Raw genomic sequence first — 16607 nt, 5'->3', positions numbered from 1 at the left:
CGGCGGGGACCTCAGCGCGTGATGGTCTTCATGCGGGCGAGTACTCCGGGCGCGACGCGGTAGTAGACCCAGGTGCCGCGCCGCTCGGAGGTCACGAGGCCGGCGTCGCGGAGCTTCTTGAGGTGGTGGGAGACGGTCGGCTGCGAGACGCCGAGATCTCCCAGGTCGCACACGCACACCTCGCCGTCCGGATGTGAGGCGACCCGGGAGAAGAGCAGCACGCGGACCGGGTCGCCGAGGGCCTTGAACATCGTGGCCATCGTCTGCGCGTCCTCTGCCGCCAGGTCGGGAGAGTCGAGCGGCGGGCAGCACGGCACGACCTCCTCGGGGCGCTCCTCGTCCTCCCCTGCGGTGCGATCCATCAGATTCGACATTCTTCTATATTGACACTTGTCAATGCCGGATGCACACTCGCAGTACTGAATCGATATCCATCAAAGCAGTGGCGAGGGGATTCCTCATGACCGAGCAGCAGTCCGCACTTCCCGTGGCCGTCATCGGCGCCGGGCCGGTCGGCCTGGCAGCCGCCGCATCCCTGCTGGAGCGCGGCCTGGAGCCGCTGGTGCTGGAGGCAGGTGCGGAAGCGGGCACCGCGGTGCGCGAGTGGGGCCACGTTCGCCTGTTCTCGACCTGGGACGAGGTGATCGCCCCGGCGGCCGAGAAGCTGCTGGCCCCCACGGGCTGGCAGCGCCCGGAGGGCAGCACGTACCCGTCCGGCAGGGACTGGGCCGAGCAGTACCTCCAGCCGCTCGCCGACGCCCTCGGCGAGCGCGTGCGCTACGGCGTCCGCGTCACCGGTGTCTCCCGAGCCGGGCGGGACCGCGTGGTCGACGCCGGCCGCGACAAGCAGCCCTTCACCCTGCAGGTGACCACACCCGAAGGCGGCGAGGAGCGCATCCTCGCCCGGGCCGTCATCGACGCCTCGGGCACCTGGAACACCCCGAACCCGCTCGGCGGCAACGGCCTCCCCGCACTCGGCGAGCGGGCCGCCGCTGACCGCATCAGCTACCGCGTCCCCGACCTGAACGACCCCGTCGTACGGGCCCGTTACGCGGGCAGGCGCACCGCCGTCGTCGGCTCCGGCGCCTCCGCCTTCACCGTCCTGGCCGGGCTCGCCGCCCTGGCCGAGGAAGTGCCGGGCACGCACGCCACCTGGGTACTGCGGCGCGGCATCAGCGACGACACCTTCGGCGGCGGCGAAGCCGACCAGCTGCCCGCACGCGGCGCCCTCGGTCTGCGCGCCAAGGCCGCCGTCGACGCCGGCCACGCCACCGCCGTCACCGGCTTCCGCACGGAGAGCGTCACCCGGGAGGGCACCGGGGTCGTCCTGACCGACGAGGGCGGCCGCCACCTCGACCCGGTGGACGAGGTCATCGTCCTCACCGGCCTCCGGCCCGACCTGACGCACCTGACCGAACTGCGCCTCGGCCTGGACGAACGCCTCCAGGCCCCCGTGGAGGTCGCCCCGCTCATCGACCCGAACGTCCACTCCTGCGGCACCGTCTACCCCCACGGCGCCAAGGAACTGTCCCACCCCGAGCCCGACGCGTACCTCCTGGGCATGAAGAGCTACGGCCGCGCCCCCACCTTCCTCGCCATGACCGGCTACGAGCAGGCCCGCTCCGTCGCCGCCGCCCTCGCCGGAGACCACGAGGCCGCCGCCCGCGTCGAGTTGATCCTCGCCGAGACCGGCGTCTGCGGCGGCTCCGGACTCTTCGACGAACCCGGCACCGCTGACGGCGCTCAGGGGGAAGGCGGTTGCTGCGCCGCACCGGCCACCGTCCAGATCGGCGGACCCGCCACCGGCGGCTGCTGAACGAGCCGGCCGCGACCGGCACTGAAGACCGGCCGTCGGGCCGCACGGCCGGGCTCACCGGTCGCCGCTTGTGGCCGCATACGCGGGGCGGCCTTTGGCGTCACGGGGCTGTCACCGGGTGGTTCGGGTGGTGTTCCGGTGCCGGGGACGGGAGTTCGAGGCGGGCGGCGGTGGCCTACGTTGAGGGGGCACGGACCATGCCGGGGGCGGCGCGGGGTGAACCGGGCCTGGGGGCAGGGGAGTTCGGCGTGCCCGGCCGGCGATGACTCGACCGGAATCGGGGAACAGCAATGCAGTACCAGCCGTCCGTCCCGTTCGCCTCGCGCCGTCGGCTGCTGGGGGTGTCCGGCGCCGTTCTGCTCGCGTCGGCCTGCGGCCCCACGGGAGGCCGCTCCTCGGGCGGGGACGCGAAGAGCGAGGAGCGGGTGCGGAAGCAGAGTGCGGGGGAGGCGCCGGACGGGGCGCTGGGGGTGAACTTCAACGAGGACCCGTCCGACATGAGCCTCGGCCAGGTCGAGGCGCTCTCGACGTCCTGGGTGCGCGGTTTCGTGCCGATGACGGCGGACCTCGACGCCGGTGACCCGGCCCGGCAGCGGGCCGTCGCCAAGCTGCTCGACGCGGGCGGCAAGAACTTCCGGACGATCCTCTCGCTGAAGTTCCCCTTCCGGGACCTCAAGCAGTCGCTCCCCGAGGCGGGCAGCAAGGAGATGGAGGTCCAACTGCGCCGGGTGGACCGGGTGCTGGACGCCGTCCTGGGCAAGGTCGACATCCTCACCGTCGGCAACGAGCCGTTCCTGGAGACCCTGGAGGACGAGCGCGACCGGCGGCTCAACGTGTTCTACGAGCACGTCGCCGAGCACGTCATCGCCCGCCGCGCGAAGAGCGTCCAGGGACGCGGGACCCGGCTGTACATGGGGGCCCTCAACCACCTGGACCGGGAGGACGGACGTACGCCCGCCACCGAGCGCTGGGTCGCCTTCGTCAACCGGAAGCCGGAGATCGAGGGGCTCGACATCCACCCGCACGTCGACTCGCTGCGCGCCGCCGGGGTGTACGTGCAGTACGTGGCCTCGCGTCTGGAGCGGGGGAAGAAGTTCCTGGCCACGGAGTTCTCGCTGGTGCTGCACTGGGAGAAGCACATGCGGGACGCGGTGCCGGCGGCCTACGCCGAGAAGTACCGGGTGCCCCGGGAGAGGCGGGTGTGGGAGGAGATCGGCGCCGCCCTGGAGAAGCCCTTCCCACAGCGGCGGTGGGACGACTTCCTCGCGATGAGCCCGTGGTTCGCCTCGCACAAGGACTATCTGACGCGCCAGGTAGGGATGTTCCGGGACACCGGGAAGCTCGCCGTGGCGACGTACGGGGTGGCGCAGATCCGGTCCATGCGGACGGGCTGGGGGCCGGACAAGAAGCCGTGGATCCTCAACCCGCTGTACGCGAACCGCACGGTCGAGGGGAGCGGCCAGGCGGGGCGGACGAGCGTCTGGTTCGACTCCTTCCGCGCCCTCCAGGGTTCCTGACCCGTCCTCAGTCCGCCGCCTGCGGCGGGTCCTCGGGGAAGATCCACGGCGCCAGCACGACCTGCCAGCCGTCCGGGTCCTCGTAGAGGACGGCGTCGTGGCCCGGCCAGTACGGGTTCGCGGCGGGGACGGGGCGGTGGCCGCGGGACTCCATGCGGCGGACGGCGGCGTCGCGGGCCCCGGTGCCGTGCAGGTAGAGGACGAGCTGGTTCTCGGGGCTCGCCTCGGGGACGTGCGGCGGGTGGCCGTGCTGGGTCAGCTCCATGTGGACCGGGGTGCCGGGCAGGCCGAAGACGACGCCGTCGTAGCCGTCGTGGTCCCGCCACTGGGCGAGCACGGGGAGCCCGAGGTCGTCGCGGTAGAAGGTGAGGGCCTCGTCGTACCTGCCGGTCGGCCGGGCGAACCGGACGGCGCCGACGGAGAGATGGTCCGGCCAGCTGTGACTGCTCATCCGCTCACGGTGCCACGCGCGCGGCCCCCGGCACCTCGGGCGCGCGGCCGCCCGGGGCTCGGCTCATCGGCGTAGGACGGAGGGCGGAGCCCCCGGGCTACGCGTCCGGTACGAGGCGGGCCGCGGCGGAGCGGGCGGCGGCGAGGGCCTGGGCGCGGCCGGTGCCGCGCTGGCCGAGTACGGTGCGGGTGCTCAGCCCGTCGAGGAGCGCGAGGAGTTCGACGGCGCGTTCGGTGACGTCCATGGGGGCGAAGGCGGCGCGGTCGACGCCCTTGGCGAGCAGACTCTCCAGGTCCCGCTGCCAGGCGGCGTCGAGCTCCTCCTGGGCGGCGAGGAGTTCGGCGTTGGCCGGGGTGCGGGCCCACAGCTCGATCCAGAGCATCCAGCGCGGGTCGCGGGTGCCCCGGGGCAGGTACAGCTGGAGGAACAGGTCGAGCCTGCGCCGCGGGGTGACGCGGCGGGTGAGCAGGGAGCCGCGCTCCTCGGCGAGGGCCTGCTCGCTCCAGCGCAGCGCCTCCAGCAGCAACTGCTCCTTGTTGCCGAAGTAGTAGAGGATGTGGCCGCCGCTCGTGCCGAGCCGCCGGGCGAGCGCGGCCATGGTGAGCGCGGCGAGGCCGCCCTCGGCGATGGCCGTCATGGCCTCCTCGAGCATGCGGGCGCGGGAGTCGAGCCCGTCGCGCCGCCGTATCGCCCTGGTCACCGGTGCCGCCCTCCGTCGTGCCGAGTCCGCCGGGGAACGACCCTAGCCGGGCCGATCCGGTCCGGGGTCTTGACCCGGGGGCCGTCGGCCAGCATCTTGAATGGCACTCAAAGAGTTTGAACGCTGTTCTAGATCGTACGGCGGCCCCTTCGCGGCCGCCCGGCCGGCGGGAGCGGGATGACACAGCAGCGCACGACGACAGGTCCGGGGCCGGGCGCCGGGGGTGCCACCCCCGTGGAAGTCCGCCCGGCCGACGAGGTGTTCCAGGTCGAGCGGCACGGCATCGACCCCATCCCGGACGAGGAGCGGCACGGCGGGGCGAAGGACCTCTTCTGGCTCTGGTTCGGCTCCAACCTCACCTTCACCTACGTCATCAACGGCGCCCTCGCCGTCTCCTTCGGGCTCAGCTTCTGGCAGGCCGTGGCCGTCGTCGTGATCGGCGGGCTGTCGTTCCTCGCGATCAGCGCGGCCGGACTCAGCGGCGTACGGACGGGCACCGCCACGCTCGTCATCTCCCGGGCCGCCTTCGGCGTGCGCGGCAACTGGCCGGCGGGGCTGCTGAACTGGGTCGTCAGCATCGGCTACACGATCGTCAACACCGTCGTGGGCGCGCTGGCGCTGACCGCCTTCCTGGCCGACCTCGGCTGGCACGGGCCCACGGCACGCGCCCTCGGGCTGCTGGTCACGCTCGCGCTGACCTTCGTCGTCGCGCTGTGGGGCCACGCCACCGTGCAGTACGCGGAACGCAAGCTGGCCTACGCGCTCGCCCTCGGCTTCGCCGCGCTGGTGGTCCTGCTGCTGCCGGGTACGGACACCGGCCCGGTGCCGGACGGGGGCGGTGCGGCCGCCTGGTCGCTGGCGCTGGTGGTGACGCTGGCCGGGCCGTTCTCCTACCTGCCCATGCCCGCCGACTACACCCGCTACCTGCCGCGCACGACCCGGCTGGGCCCGCTCACCCTCAGCGGCGCGCTGGGCGGCTTCGTCTCGTCCGTGGCGCTGGGCGTCGCGGGCGCGGCGGCGGCGACGCAGGCGGACATGACGGACGCGGTCGCGGGCACGGAGGGTCTGCTGCCCGGCTGGTTCCAGCCACTCTTCCTCGCGCTGGTACTGGGCGGTTCCGTGACGAACTCGATCATCACGCTCTACTCGTCCAGCCTCAACCTCCAGGTACTGGGCATCCCGTGGAGCCGGTCCAAGGCGATCCTCATCAGCGCGGCCGTCACCGCGCTCGGTGCGGCGGGGGCGCTGTTCCTCACCGACTTCACGGAGTCGCTGCTCAGCTTCCTCTCCCTGCTGATCGTCGTCTTCGCGCCCTGGGGCGGCGTCTTCCTCGCCGACATGCTGCTGCGCCGGTGCCGGTACGACACCGGCGCGCTGCACGCGGGCCCGGACGGCGCGTACTGGTACCGCGCCGGATACCACCCGGCGGGCGTGACGGCCCTGCTGGCCGGAATGGTCTTCTCCGCGCTGACCTGCTCCAGCGAGGTGTGGACCGGGCCGCTGGTGGCACCGCTCGGCGGTACCGACCTCTCGTCGGCCGGCTCCGTGATCGCCGCGCTCGCCTACTGGGTCCTCGTCCGGCGGGAGGCGCTCACCGCCCCGCGCTGACCCTCGACCCGACTCCCCGCACCACCGCAACAGTTCAGGAGCACGTACGTATGACCCGCACCCCCGACCGCGCGGCGCCCGCCGATCTCGTCGTGCGCGGCGCCCGCGTCCACACCGTCGACCCCGAGCTGCCCGAGGCCCAGGCGCTGGCCGTGCGCGACGGCCGGCTCGTCTGGCTCGGCCGGGACGACGGCGCCGCCGCCTGGACCGGCCCGGAAACCCGGGTGATCGAGGCGGGCGGGCGGCTGGTGCTGCCCGGCTTCATCGACGCGCACAACCACGTACGGCTCGGCTCCGACGACGCCTGCGTCCAGCTCGCGGGCGCCGGCTCGCTGGAGGCCGTGCACGAGCGCATCCGCGCCTGGCGCGCGGAGCACCCGGACGCCGAGTGGATCGAGGGCGAGGCCTTCGACTACTCGGCGATCGCGGGCGGGCGGATGCCCCGCGCCGAGGACCTCGACCCCGTCACCGGCGACACCCCCGCCTTCGTGCTCAGCTACGACGTGCACACCGCGTGGCTCAACACCGCGGCGCTGCGCCGGCTGGGGGTGACCGCCGCGCGTACCGAGCTGCCGTTCGGCACGGCGCGGACCGACCCGGAGACCGGCGAACCCACCGGTTTCGTCACGGACTTCGCCGTGCGCGGCCTCTCCAGGGACGGCCACCGGGCGCTGCGCGAGCTCGGGGTGCCGTGGGCCTCGCCGGCACGGCAGTACGGGCGGCTCGCGAAGTCCCTGGACGACGCCGTCCGGTACGGGATCACCACCGTCGTCGAGCCGCAGAACTCCCTCGACGACCTGGCCCTGTTCGACCGCGCGCGGTCCGAGGGCCGGCTGCGTTCGCGGCTCGTCGCGGCGCTGTTCCACCCGCGTGGGACGACGAAGGAGGACCTGGAGGAGTTCGCCCGGGCCGCCGAGCGGTACACCGGCGACCGGATGCGGGTCGGCCCGCTGAAGCTGTACATCGACGACGTCGTCGAGCCCCGTACCGCCGCGCTGCTCGCCCCGTACGCGGGCTGCGGGCAGCACCGGGGCGAGACGTTCTACCCGCCGGAGGAGTTCGCCTCGCTGCTGACGGAGCTGGACGCGCGCGGCTTCCAGTGCTTCGTGCACGCCACCGGCGACCGGGGCATCCGCACCGTCCTCGACGCCGTCGACCACGCCCGCGCCGTCAACGGGCCGCGGGACGCGCGGCATCAGGTCGTGCACGTCGAGTGCCTCGACCCCGCCGACGTCGGACGGTTCGCCGAACTGGGCGTGGTCGCCTGCATGCAGCCCCGGCACTGTGCGCCCGAGATCGCGGGCCCCGGGCAGGACTGGGCGGTGAACGTGGGTGAGGAGCGCTGGCACAAGGCGTGGCCGATGCGCAGCCTGCGCGAGGCGGGCGCGACGCTGGCCTTCTCCAGCGACTGGAACGTCGCCGAGATGGACCCGATGGTCGGTATCTACACGGCGGTGACGCGCCGTTCGCTCGACGGGGGAGAGGCGTGGATGCCGTCCGAGACCGTCGACGTGGAGACCGCGGTGCACGGCTACACGATGGGCTCCGCGTACGCCAACTTCCTTGAGGACGAGCGGGGTTCGCTGACCGTCGGGAAGCTGGCCGACTTCACCGTCCTCTCCCGCGACATCCTCCGCTGCCCGCCCGGGGACATCCCCGGCACGGTCGCGGAGGCCGTGGTCGTGGGCGGCGAGGTCGTCCACACGGTCTGAGCTCCCCTCCGGTTCCCCGGCCGTGGCCTCAGGCCGCGGCGGGGACGGGCCGGGGGTCGGGGACGCCGACCTGCTGGAGGAAGCCGCGCAGGTTGCCGCGCAGCCGCTCGGCCCGTTCGGCGGCGGTCAGCGTCTCCTGGTGGCGCTGCGAGGCGGCGATCCGCTTCCGGCCGCGGATGTAGAGCGAGCAGGCCAGGTCGGAGCAGACGTACGCGCCGACGGTGTTGCCCTGCCGCCCGGCCTGGCCCGTCCTCGGTGCGGCGAGCAGCGCGACGCCCGTACCGGGGTGGCCCGTCAGGCACAGGCTGCAGACGTTGGTCTTGGTGAAGCTGCGGTGCACGTTCTGCGGGGCGCGCAGGGTGACGCCGACGAGCGCGTCCTCCAGCTCGGCGACGAGATAGCGCCGGTCCGGCGCCCCCGGGTCGCGCCAGCCGAGGAAGTCCAGCTCGGACCATGGCCGTTCGGCCAGGTCGCGGGGGACGGCGAGCCGGCGGCTCTCGCCCTTGGAGCAGTTGACGAAGGACGCGCGGACGTCCCCCTCGGTGAGCGGTTTCATGGCGGTCGAAGCTAACAAGCTCCCACCGGGCGTGGCATCCGGTTTTCCGCGGGTGCGCTGCTCAGGCCGTGGTGTCCAGCGGTTCCAGGAGGCGGTGGGGGCGCAGCAGGGCCCGGCTGACCGGGTCGGAGCGCTCGTGGTCCCGGGCGCCCGGGCCGGGGTGGACGTCGATCTCGGCGGGCGGCATCGCGGACCGGCCGCAGGTCTCGCAGCCGCCCGCGGTGGTGAGCGGGGAGCCGCAGAGCGCGTGCACGAACTCGCGGTGCCGGGTGCGGTAGTCGGTGGCGTGCAGGTTTCCCCAGGTGAGGAGGGCGTGGAGGGCCGGCCACAGGGCTTCGCCCTTGTCGGTGAGCACGTACTCGTCGCGCGGCGGGGACTCGGCGTACCGGCGCTTGTCGAGGATGCCCGCCTCGGTCAGGGTCCGCAGCCGGGTGGAGAGGACGGCGCGGGGGATGTCGAGGTGGGCGAGGAAGTCGCTGTAGCGGCGGACGCCGTAGAAGGTGTCCCGGACGACGAGCATCGTCCAGCGTTCGCCGACGAGTTCGAGCGTGCGGGCCAGTGCGCAGTCCTGCGTCGCGTACTCCTTCTTGAGCGCCATGACGCCCACCCTAACCGATGTGGGTTCAGTGAATGAACCAGAGCTGCTACGGTGCTCCGGACTCGGGGGTTCATTCACCGAACCCTGTTCGTTCAGTGAACTGAGGAGGTGGGGGGAGTGACGACGGTGCAGACGCCGGCGGCGCCCTCGGAGGTGGCGGAGGCCGGGGCAGCGGGGCGGCGGGCGGTGCTCGCCGCGACGGGCACGGCCACCTTCGTGGCGCTGATGAACTACACCGCGCCGATGCTGACCCTGCCCGGGATGGGCGCCTCCTTCGGCGCCGGCCCCTCGGGCCAGGCGTGGCTGATCAACGGCATCGCCCTCGGGCTCGCCGCCGTCCTCCTCGTCGCGGGCGGCCTCGCCGACGACCACGGGCGCAAGCGCGTCTTCGTCACCGGCGCCTTCGGGCTCGCGGTGACGGCGGCGCTCGGCGCGGCCGCCGGGAGCACCCTCGCCTTCACGCTGGCCCGGGTCGCCCAGGGCGCCGCCAGCGCCGCGCTGATCGCCAGCAGCCTCGGACTCATCGCGCACGCCTTCCCGGCAGGACCCGGCCGGAACCGGGCCACCGGGATCTGGGGCGCGGCACTCAGCGGCGGCATAGCCTTCGGCCCCGTCGCCGCCGCCGGCCTGGCCGCCGTCGACTGGCGGCTGGTCTACGCCGTGTACGCCGCGGCCATGCTCGCCGTCGGCGGCTACGCGGCCCGCGCGCTCACCGAGTCGCGCGGCGCACCCGGCGCGCGCGGCCGCCCCGACCTGGGCGGTGCGCTGCTGCTCGGGCTGTCCGCCGCCGCCCTGCTCGCCGCGCTGACGCTCGGGCGGGACGGCTGGCTCCGGCCCGCGGTCGGCGTGCTGCTGCTGGCGGGGGCCGTGCTCGGCGCGGGCTTCGTCCTCGTCGAACGCCGGGTCTCCGCGCCGCTGTTGGACCTCGCGCTGTTCCGCCGTCCGTCGTTCCTGGTGGCCACGAGCGGGGCGCTGTTCACGGGGCTGGGGGTGATCGGCCTGTTCAGCTACCTGCCCGCGCTGCTGCGGCAGACCATGGGGCTGCCGGCGCTCGGCTCCGCCTGGCTGCTGTGCCTCTGGTCGGCGACGGCGCTGCTCGTCGCGCTCCAGGTGCGGCGGCTCCCGGCCGCGTTCACCGCCCGCCGCCAGCTCGCGCTCGGCTTCGCGCTCGCCGCCGCCGGCACGCTGACCATGCTCGGGGTGCCGGGCTCCGGCTCCTGGCCGGCGCTGCTGCCCGGCTTCCTGCTCGCGGGCGCGGGCAGCGGGCTGCTGAACGCGGCGCTGCCGCGGCTCGCCGTCGAGAGCGTGCCGGCCGACCGCGCCTCCATGGGCTCGGGCGCCAACAACACGGCGCGGTACATCGGTTCGGCGATGGGCGTCTCCCTGGCGATGGTCGTGGCCTCCTCGGCGCACGGCACGGACCCGGCGGCGCTCGCGCAGGGCACCGACCGGGCGCTGCTGACGGGCGCGGCGCTGATGGTGCTCGGCGCGGTCACCGCGCTCGCGCTGCGGGGGCGCGCATCCGCAGCCGTACGGCAGGACTGAACGGGCCCCGGAGGCACGGGAGTTCGGCCGGACGTCAGTTCGGCGGCGCGGCGGCGGTCCCGGCGTCCCCGGTACGCGCCACCCCTCGCTCACCTGCCTCTCGCGTCCCCGCCGGGGGTGTGCGGAGGGGGCGCGGGGGCGTGCGTGGGGCGTGACGTTTGTGCGGGGCGTGAGCAGCAACTCATCACATCAGGTGAAACCTTGGCCGGATGTTGCGGCCAACAACACTGAGTTGCCAAGCTGTTGCTCGCTGTCAACCTTGTTGGATCGGGCTGGAACGGGGAGGGGTGCTCGTGCCGTTCGGTGAGCAGCCTGCGTATCTGCGAGTGGCCGGAGATCTGCGGCAGAAGATCGTGGACGGTCACATGCCGCCGCACACCCGCCTCCCGTCGCAGGCCCGCATCCGCGAGGAGTACGGGGTCTCCGACACCGTCGCGCTGGAGGCGCGGAAGGTGCTCATGGCGGAGGGCCTGGTCGAGGGCCGCTCCGGCTCGGGCACGTACGTGCGCGAGCATCCGCTGCCGCGCCGGGTGGCCCGTACGGGATACCGCGGGCTCGGTGACGCGACGCCCTTCCGTCAGGAGCAGTCCGACGAGGGCGTGAAGGGCACCTGGGAGTCGGAGAGCGCGCAGGAGGACGCCTGCCCGGCCACGGCCGAGCGGCTGCGGATCGCTCCGGGCGAGCGGGTCATGCGCACGCGCTACCTCTTCCGCTCCGAGGGTGAGCCGGTGATGTGCTCCACCTCCTGGGAGCCGCTGTCCCTGACGGGGCGGACGCCGGTGATGCTGCCGGAGGAGGGTCCGCTCGGCGGCAAGGGCGTCGTGGAGCGGATGGCCGCGATCGACCTCGTCGTCGACAACGTCACCGAGGAGGTCGGCGCCCGGCCCGGGCTGGCGGAGGAGATGTCCGCGCTGGGCGGGGTGCCGGGGCACGTGGTGATGGTGGTGGCGCGCACGTTCTTCGCGGGCGGCCGGCCCGTCGAGACGGCGGACGTGGTGATTCCGGCGGACCGGTACCGGGTCGCGTACCACCTTCCGGTGAAGTAGCCGGGCGGTCTTCCGGTGGGGTCTTCGGGGCCGCTCGTTCCGGCCGTGGCCGAAAATGCTGCCCGAGTGTGAAAAACCGAACGCTGAGGGTGAAGGCCGGGCGTAGGCTTCGGCATATGCGAAGCGTGGGCGGTGGTGACAGCAACGTCGTTCTTCCCTGGCATGTCATACGCCGGGACGTGGGCGGCGGCCGCTATCGCGTGGGCAGTTACGCCACCCGGTCCGAGGCGCAGGAGATCGCCGAGCGGCTCAAGGGCACGGCGGACGGGTCCACGGGCGACTATCTGGTCGAGCGCATGGACTCCGGGAGCGGTGCCCAGGGCTGACCGCCGACACAATCGGGTATACGGACAGATAGTCCGGTTTGCCCGGAAAATCCCGGGCGAGCGTACCCGAGCAGGGACGTGGCGGTGTGAACGAAGACCTGGGCGACGGAGCCGACGGCGGTGTGCCCGTCGAACCCCGCACGGCCTCGCTGCTCGACATCCTCCGCGTGGGCACCGTCATGCTCGACGACGACGGCCGCATCCTCCTGTGGAGCCCCACCACCGAGGAGATCCTCGGCTGGGAGGCCGGGCAGACCATGGGGCGCCCGATCACCGAGTTCCTCGCACCCGGCGAGGACGTCGCCATCCGGCACGAGCTGCGGCACGCCCTGCGCTGGCGCGGCATCCTGCACGTCCACCACCGGCAGGGGCACGTCGTCGAGGTCGAGGGGCGGGCCTCGGTGCTCACCGACACCGAGTCGCACCCCTTCGTCCTCGCCGACATCGTCGAGACCAGCCGCATCCGCGCCGTCGAGCACGACCTCGCCGCGCTCGACGCCCTCTTCGTCTCCTCGCCGCTCGGCATCGCCTTCTTCGACACCGACAAGCGGTACGTCCGCGTCAACGAGGCCCTCGCACGGCTGCACGGCGGCCCGGCCGACAGCTACCCCGGCAAGAGCGTCCACGAGGTGCTGCCGCCGGCCATGGCCGCCGAGGTCGCCGCCGTCCAGGCGTCCGTGCTCAAGACCGGCAGGCCCGTCGTCGACCGGCTGGTCCGCGCGCCCGACGGGGTCGGCGCCCGCTCCGTCTCCTACAGCAGGCTCGCCGACCACGACGGGACGGTGCTCGGCGTCAGCTGCACCGTGATGGACATGACCGAGCGGCGCGACGCGCTCCGCAAGGCCGAGTCCGCGCGCGAGCGGCTGGCGCTGCTCGACGACGTCGGCGTCGCGCTCGCCGACCTGCTCGACGTGCACGCCGTCTCGCAGGCGCTCGCCGCCGCGCTCGTCCCGCGCTTCGCCGACTACGCCGGGGTGATGCTCGCCGCGCCGCTCGCCGAGGGCGGCGAACTGCCCGGCGCCGACGCGGAACCCGTGCCCGGCACACCGCTGATGCAGGCCGGCTACGCGGCACGGGACGCCGGGCCGGTCGTCGACGAGCTCTTCCACGTCACGCAGGAGGCCGCGTACCTGCCCGGCACGCTGTTCGGCCGGGTCCTGCACACCGGCGCCCCGCTGCTGACCACGACCTGGGAGGAGATCACCGAGGCCGCCGACCCGGACGACCCCAAGCTGGACATCGCGCGCGAGCTGGGCATCCACTCGCTGCTCGCGGTGCCGCTGCGGGCGCGGGGCATCGTCCTCGGCGTCCTGATCATCAGCCGGGCCAAGGGACGCGACGCCTTCGGCGCCGAGGACGTCGGCCTCGCCATGGAGCTCAGCGACCGGGCCGGCATCTCCCTCGACAACGCCCGGCTCTACGCGCGCGAGCGCGAGGGCGCCCTCATGCTCCAGCGCAGCCTGCTGCCGCAGCGCGTGCCCGAGGCGCCCGGCATCGAGGTCGCCTACCGCTATCTGCCCGCGAGCAGCGGCATCGAGGTCGGCGGCGACTGGTTCGACGTCATCCCGCTCGCGGGCGGCCGGGTCGCGCTCGTCGTCGGCGACGTGACGGGGCACGGGCTGCGCTCCGCCGTCACCATGGGGCAGATGCGCACCGCCGTGCGCACCCTCGCCGCGCTCGACCTGCCGCCCGACGAGCTGCTCCGCCGGATCAACGACCTCGCCGACGGCCTCGCCGAGGGCGGGCCCGACGGCACCCTCGTCGCCACCTGCCTCTACGCCGTCTACGACCCCTCGACCCGCCGCTGCGCGCTGAGCACGGCCGGGCACGTGCCGCCGCTGCTGCTCACCCGGAGCGGGGACGCGCCGGACGCCGGCTGGCGGGCGCGGGCGCTCGACCTGCCCACCGGCGCTCCGCTCGGGGTCGGCGGCGTCCCGTTCGAGACCACCGAAATCGACGTCGAGGACGGCTCGGTGCTCGTCCTCTACACCGACGGGCTCGTCGAGTCGCGGGGCGAGGACATCACCGAGGGCCTGGAGCGTCTGCGCACGCTGCTGACCCGGGCCCCGGCCCGGCACGACGGCCCCGCGCCCCGCCTGGAGGGGCTCTGCGACGAGCTGCTCGCCGACCTGACCAGCCGCAACGGGGCCGAGGCGGCCGACGACGTCGCGCTGCTGATGGCCCGGCTCGGCGGGCTGCCGGAGGGCAGTGCGGCCTCGTGGACCTTCGCGGCCGAGCGGTACGCGGTGCGGCACGCGCGCCGGGTGGTGCGGGCGGCGCTGCACGAGTGGGGGCTGTCCGCGCTGGAGGACACGGCGGTGCTGCTGGTCAGCGAGCTGGTGACCAACTCGCAGCGGTACGCGCACGGTCCGATCGGCGTGCGCATGGTGCGCGGGAGTTCGCTGCTCGTGGAGGTCTCCGACCCGCTGCCCGACCCGCCCCGTGAACGCTCCGTCACCACCGACGACGAGGGCGGCCGCGGCATCCAGCTCGTCGCCCGCGAGGCCAGGCGCTGGGGGACCCGGCACGGGCCGATGGGAAAGACCGTCTGGTTCGAACTCGCCCTGCCCTGAACCCCCTCGGGGCCGTCCCGCGCGGCCCGCGTCACCCGGCGTCCTCCGCGGTTCACGAGATCGTGCCGGTGACGTGGGCGTGATCGTCGTCCGAGCGAGGTTCACGCGCGTCCTGGCTGGTTAGGAGTCAGGGGTGACCCCCGGTGGACAGACGGGGGAGCCCGCACAGTGATGTGTGCGGCGACGGAGTTTTGTCGTAACCGGCAGAAAATCGTGCAGCGATCGGAAAGAGCATTCTCCCGTGGGGCGTTGACCTGCGACACTGCTCGGACCGGGACACTCACGGGTCGCGGGAAGGGGCGGCATTGAGCGACATCCCAGTTGAGGCGGCGGGCAAGCCGGACGACGTGCGGCGTGCCCTGGCCCTGCTCAACGCCGCCGGAGCGCGCATCGGGAACTCCCTCGACCTGGAGACGACGGCGCGCGAACTCCTCGACGTGGCCGTACCGCAGTTCTGCGACCTCGCCTCCGTCGACCTCTACCGCGACGTCCTCGCCGGGGACGAACCGCGCCCCGCCGGGCCGGGGGACAGCAGCGGCGAGCTCCGCCGTGTCGCCTACGCGAGCGCTGTCGCCGACGCCCCGTTGACGCTGCTGCCGGGCCAGAACGGGCACGCACCCGACGACCACGGGCCGGCCGGTCACGCGCCGCCCGGGCACGGCATGGGCGGGCTGGACGGGCGCAGCCCCGTCAGCGTCGGCGCCACGCACTGCTACGCCTTCGGCTCCTCCTGCGCGACGGCCCTGCGTACGGGCCGGGTTCAGCACATTCCGGGCCAAGGGGCCGGGGCCGCCGACGCGTTCGGCTCGGTCGTCCAGTCCACGCTGGCCGTGCCGATGACGGCGCGCGGGCGGGTGCTGGGCCTCGCGCAGTTCTCCCGGGCCAAGGGCAGCGAGCCGTTCGGCGAGCGGGACGCCGCGCTCGCGGCAGAGCTCGCCTCCCGCGCCGCCGTCTGCATCGACAACGCGCGCCTCTACCGCCGCGAACACGAGCGCGCCCTGATACTGCAACGCAGCCTGCTGCCGCCGGACGACCCGGAGGCCGCGGGGCTCGACATCGCCTGCCGCTACCTGCCGGGCAACTCCGCGACCGAGGTCGGCGGAGACTGGTTCGACGTCATCGAACTCCCGGGCCACCGCACGGCCGTCGTCGTCGGCGACGTGATGGGCCGCGGCCTGCGCGCGGCCGTCGCCATGGGCGAACTCCGCACCGCCGTACGGACGCTGGCGCAGACCACCGACATGGAACCGGCCGAGGTCATCGGCGCGCTGGACGAGATCGCGCGCGGGCTGAGCGGCCCGCCCCGCTCCCAGCGCGGCGGCACCGACCTCTCCGAGGTGTACCTCGCGACCTGCATCTTCGCCGTCTACGACCCGGTCACCCGGCGCTGCACCATCGCCAACGCCGGACACCTGCCGCCCATCGTCGTCGAACCCGGCGAACCCGCCCTGCTGTTGGAGGTCCCCAAGGGGGTGCCGCTCGGGGTGGGCGGCGAACCCTTCGAGGAGATCGAGGTCGAGCTGCCGGACGGAGCCATGCTCGCGCTCTACACCGACGGGCTCGTCGAGTCCCGCGAACACCCGCTCGACGAGGGCCTGGACGCCTTCCGTGCCGCGCTCACCGACTCCACCGAACCGCTGGAGGACGTCGCCGACCGGGTGCTGAACACCCTCAACGTGCACCACGGCGAGGACGACATCGCCCTGCTCATGGCCCGCGTCCAGGGCCTGCCCGCGGAGTCCGTCGGCGACTGGACGCTGCCCGCCGAGCCGCGCTCCGTCGCCCGCGCCCGCGAGCACGCCCGCGAACAGCTGGGCGCCTGGGACCTGGACGGACTGGCCGACACCACCGAACTGCTGGTCAGCGAGCTGGTGACGAACGCGCTGCGGCACGGCGAGGGCGACATCCGGGTCCGGCTGCTGCTCGACCGCACCCTGGTGTGCGAGGTGTGGGACGGCGGCCTGGTGCAGCCGCGCCGCCGCCGCGCGCACGACACCGACGAGGGCGGGCGCGGGCTGCAACTGGTGGGGCTGCTCAGCATGGGCTGGGGGAGCAGGCGGACGCCGAAGGGCAAGACCGTCTGGTTCGAACTGGCCCTGCCCGACGGCGACACGAAACCCTCCGACCCGACGGACGCGCTGCTCAGCCTCTTCTGAACG

Annotated in this window: 14 protein-coding genes; 9 read left to right on the top strand and 5 right to left on the bottom strand. The window is 73.7% G+C overall.

All coding sequences use genetic code 11. The features are described 5' to 3' along the window. Window positions 1-11: 11 nt before the first annotated feature. Window positions 12-362, bottom strand: coding sequence for a metalloregulator ArsR/SmtB family transcription factor (locus tag HCC30_RS04830; RefSeq protein WP_169440737.1), 351 nt, complete (start codon window positions 360-362; stop codon window positions 12-14). Window positions 363-460: 98 nt separating this feature from the next. On the opposite strand from HCC30_RS04830, the gene HCC30_RS04825 reads away from it, so the two are divergent. Together HCC30_RS04825 and HCC30_RS04820 are read left to right on the top strand one after the other, a co-directional pair. Then, entirely contained in the window at window positions 461-1816 is a 1356-nt protein-coding gene (locus HCC30_RS04825; protein ID WP_169440736.1) for an NAD(P)-binding domain-containing protein, read from the top strand. A 290-nt stretch (window positions 1817-2106) separates the two neighbouring features. Then, window positions 2107-3333: a hypothetical protein gene (locus HCC30_RS04820; RefSeq protein ID WP_169440735.1), complete on the top strand. Its 1227-nt coding sequence runs from the start codon at window positions 2107-2109 to the stop codon at window positions 3331-3333. Window positions 3334-3340: 7 nt separating this feature from the next. Here the strand turns inward: HCC30_RS04820 and HCC30_RS04815 are convergent, their stop codons facing one another. Both HCC30_RS04815 and HCC30_RS04810 read right to left on the bottom strand, forming a co-directional pair. Continuing rightward, window positions 3341-3784 (bottom strand): VOC family protein, encoded by a 444-nt coding sequence (locus tag HCC30_RS04815; protein ID WP_169440734.1) that lies wholly within the window; start codon window positions 3782-3784, stop codon window positions 3341-3343. 97 nt (window positions 3785-3881) lie between these two features. Further along, a complete protein-coding gene (locus HCC30_RS04810) occupies window positions 3882-4484 on the bottom strand; it encodes a TetR family transcriptional regulator C-terminal domain-containing protein (RefSeq protein ID WP_346776494.1) in 603 nt (200 codons plus the stop codon). Between the two features lie 234 nt (window positions 4485-4718). Between HCC30_RS04810 and HCC30_RS04805 the strand changes: the two genes are divergently transcribed. Continuing rightward, window positions 4719-6092, top strand: a complete 1374-nt coding sequence (locus HCC30_RS04805) for a cytosine permease (protein ID WP_346776493.1) — start codon at window positions 4719-4721, stop codon at window positions 6090-6092. A 50-nt stretch (window positions 6093-6142) separates the two neighbouring features. After that, on the top strand, window positions 6143-7804 hold the full coding sequence (locus HCC30_RS04800) for an amidohydrolase (protein ID WP_169440732.1): 1662 nt from the start codon (window positions 6143-6145) through the stop codon (window positions 7802-7804). Window positions 7805-7832: 28 nt separating this feature from the next. On the opposite strand, the gene HCC30_RS04795 is transcribed toward HCC30_RS04800, so the two are convergent. Then, window positions 7833-8360 carry an FBP domain-containing protein gene (locus HCC30_RS04795; RefSeq protein ID WP_169440731.1) on the bottom strand — a complete coding sequence of 176 codons (528 nt, stop codon included), beginning with the start codon at window positions 8358-8360 and terminating at the stop codon, window positions 7833-7835. A 61-nt stretch (window positions 8361-8421) separates the two neighbouring features. After that, on the bottom strand, window positions 8422-8958 hold the full coding sequence (locus HCC30_RS04790; RefSeq protein WP_206323371.1) for a helix-turn-helix domain-containing protein: 537 nt from the start codon (window positions 8956-8958) through the stop codon (window positions 8422-8424). A 117-nt stretch (window positions 8959-9075) separates the two neighbouring features. On the opposite strand from HCC30_RS04790, the gene HCC30_RS04785 reads away from it, so the two are divergent. The 5 genes from HCC30_RS04785 (at window position 9076) to HCC30_RS04765 (ending at window position 16604) form a co-directional block, all read left to right on the top strand. Beyond that, window positions 9076-10503 (top strand): MFS transporter, encoded by a 1428-nt coding sequence (locus tag HCC30_RS04785; RefSeq protein ID WP_346776492.1) that lies wholly within the window; start codon window positions 9076-9078, stop codon window positions 10501-10503. 293 nt (window positions 10504-10796) lie between these two features. Next, entirely contained in the window at window positions 10797-11549 is a 753-nt protein-coding gene (locus HCC30_RS04780) for a GntR family transcriptional regulator (protein WP_169440729.1), read from the top strand. 116 nt (window positions 11550-11665) lie between these two features. After that, window positions 11666-11875 (top strand): SPOR domain-containing protein, encoded by a 210-nt coding sequence (locus HCC30_RS04775; RefSeq protein WP_169440728.1) that lies wholly within the window; start codon window positions 11666-11668, stop codon window positions 11873-11875. Window positions 11876-11961: 86 nt separating this feature from the next. Continuing rightward, window positions 11962-14448: a SpoIIE family protein phosphatase gene (locus HCC30_RS04770; RefSeq protein WP_346776491.1), complete on the top strand. Its 2487-nt coding sequence runs from the start codon at window positions 11962-11964 to the stop codon at window positions 14446-14448. Window positions 14449-14753: 305 nt separating this feature from the next. Continuing rightward, a complete protein-coding gene (locus tag HCC30_RS04765; RefSeq protein WP_169440727.1) occupies window positions 14754-16604 on the top strand; it encodes a SpoIIE family protein phosphatase in 1851 nt (616 codons plus the stop codon). The last annotated feature ends 3 nt before the right edge of the window (window positions 16605-16607 follow it).

It is taken from the genome of Streptomyces sp. HNM0574 (assembly GCF_012726235.1).
Taxonomy (GTDB): domain Bacteria; phylum Actinomycetota; class Actinomycetes; order Streptomycetales; family Streptomycetaceae; genus Streptomyces.
The sequence above is the reverse complement of the archived record's forward strand: the minus strand, read 5'-3'. Positions and strand labels throughout refer to the sequence as shown.